This window comes from Paraburkholderia sp. BR10954, from assembly GCF_040965775.1.
In the GTDB taxonomy this organism is placed as follows: domain Bacteria; phylum Pseudomonadota; class Gammaproteobacteria; order Burkholderiales; family Burkholderiaceae; genus Paraburkholderia; species Paraburkholderia youngii.
On the sequence record NZ_JBFRCK010000151.1, the window covers coordinates 1 to 1,881 of the forward strand.

The window sequence follows — 1,881 nt, forward strand, 5'->3', positions numbered from 1 at the left end:
CTGACGACTGGACGCCGCGCGCACATCTTCGTAGCGGCTATGGGCGCATCGAGTTACACGTTCGCATGTGCGACGCCGGCCGAGACGATGGAGGACTGGCTGGGCGGCATTGCTCGCGCGCTGACCTTCTATGGCGGAGTGCCGCAGCTGATCGTCCCGGATAACCCACGCGCGATGATTGCCGATCCCGATCGCTATGAACCTCGTGCCGGCGACACTGTGCTGGACTTCGCGCGTCACTACGGCACATCATTCCTTCCTGCGCGCGTATATCGTCCGCAGGACAAACCGAAGGTAGAGGTTGCGGTCCAGGTGGTCGAACGCTGGATCATGGCACGCCTGCGTCATCACCGGTTTGACTCGGTCCACTCGGTCAATGAGGCAATCTGCCCGCTGCTCAAGAACCTGAATGAGAGGCCGTTCCAGAAGCTGCCGGGATGTCGCGCCAGTGCATTCGCCCAGCTCGACGCGCCGGCATTGCAGCCGCTGCCGGCACAGCCCTATGAGCTCGCGCGCTTCAAGACCGTGACGGTTCACATTGACTATCACGTCGAGATCAACAAACACCGCTACAGCGTGCCGCACGCGCTGGTCGGCCTCAAGCTCGATGCGCGTATCACGGCGGGCACTGTCGAACTGCTACATCGCGGTCGCCGCGTCGCCAGCCACGCACGTAACGATCGCGCAGGCAGCTATACCACTGTTGTCGAGCACATGCCGGCGGCACACCGCGCTCATCTGGAATGGACGCCGCAGCGGCTGATTCATTGGGGACAGCAGATCGGCGCGGCAACCGGCGCGCTCGTCACCCGGCTGCTGCAGGAGCAACGCCATCCGGAACACGGCTATCGGGCGTGCCTTGGATTGCTGTCGCTCTCACGTCGCTATGGCCGTGACCGTCTCGAAGCCGCCTGCGCGCTGGCGCTGGAACTGGGCGTACACCGTTACCGCCACGTGCGCGACATCCTGGTCAACAACCGCGATCGGGCAGCGGTGGCAACGCCTGCCGACTGGACCAGCCCGAGCCACGCGCATGTACGCGGCCCCAGCTACTACCAATAAAGAAGACCTCCATGATGATGCAACAGACACTGACGCAATTGCGCACCCTGAAGCTGGACGGCTTCGCTGACGGCCTGGAAGAACAATTGACGCAGCCCGGTGCGGCCAGCCTGAGCTTCGAGAAACGCCTGTCACTGCTGGTCGACCGGGAAGCCAACTGGCGTGATGATCGCCGTCGTACCCGATTGCTCAAGCAGGCGCGCCTCAAGTATCCGCAGGCCGCCATTGAAGATCTCGACACGCGCGCTGGCCGTGGCGTCGATCCGCGCTCGCTCACGAGCCTCGCACTCGGTGACTGGGTGCAAGCAGGCTACAGCCTGCTCATAAGCGGCCCAACTGGTGCTGGGAAATCGTGGCTCGCTTGTGCCCTGGCCCAATACGCTTGCCGGCGCGGGCATTCAGCCTTGTATCTGCGCGTGCCGCGACTTGGCGAGGAGCTTCGCGTTCTGCACGGCAACGGCGGCTTCACAAAATGGCTGCTGCAGGTTGCCCGCGTCGACGTGCTTCTACTGGACGATTGGGGAATGGCACCCCTCGATGCGATGGTTCGAAACGATTTGCTCGAGATGATCGATGACCGCTCGGCGGGAAAGGCGACCATCGTCACCAGCCAGTTACCGATTGAGCACTGGCATGGATGGATCGGCGACGAGACAATCGCCGACGCAATGCTCGACCGCCTCATGCAGCGTCATCATCGGATCACGCTTACCGGTGAATCCCTCAGAAAGGCATCCCCAAAACCCAACGTCCTGGAGCCCGAACTCGACCAGAATTAACAAGGAAATCTACAATCAACACCGCGCAACGCCCAACCCC

2 protein-coding genes are annotated in these 1,881 nt (G+C 62.5%); both read left to right on the forward strand.

The genetic code is table 11. The features are described 5' to 3' along the window. On the forward strand, window positions 1-1,062 hold a 1,062-nt coding region (gene istA, locus AB4Y34_RS41490; protein WP_368719263.1), incomplete at its 5' end, for an IS21 family transposase. An 11-nt stretch (window positions 1,063-1,073) separates the two neighbouring features. Then, window positions 1,074-1,841: an IS21-like element helper ATPase IstB gene (istB, locus tag AB4Y34_RS41495; protein WP_368719264.1), complete on the forward strand. Its 768-nt coding sequence runs from the start codon at window positions 1,074-1,076 to the stop codon at window positions 1,839-1,841. The last annotated feature ends 40 nt before the right edge of the window (window positions 1,842-1,881 follow it).

What these genes read in the sequence shown, in the direction of transcription:
- istB (WP_368719264.1), top strand. Translation starts at nt 1,074, where the DNA reads ATGATGATGCAACAGACACTGACGCAATTGCGCACCCTGAAGCTGGAC.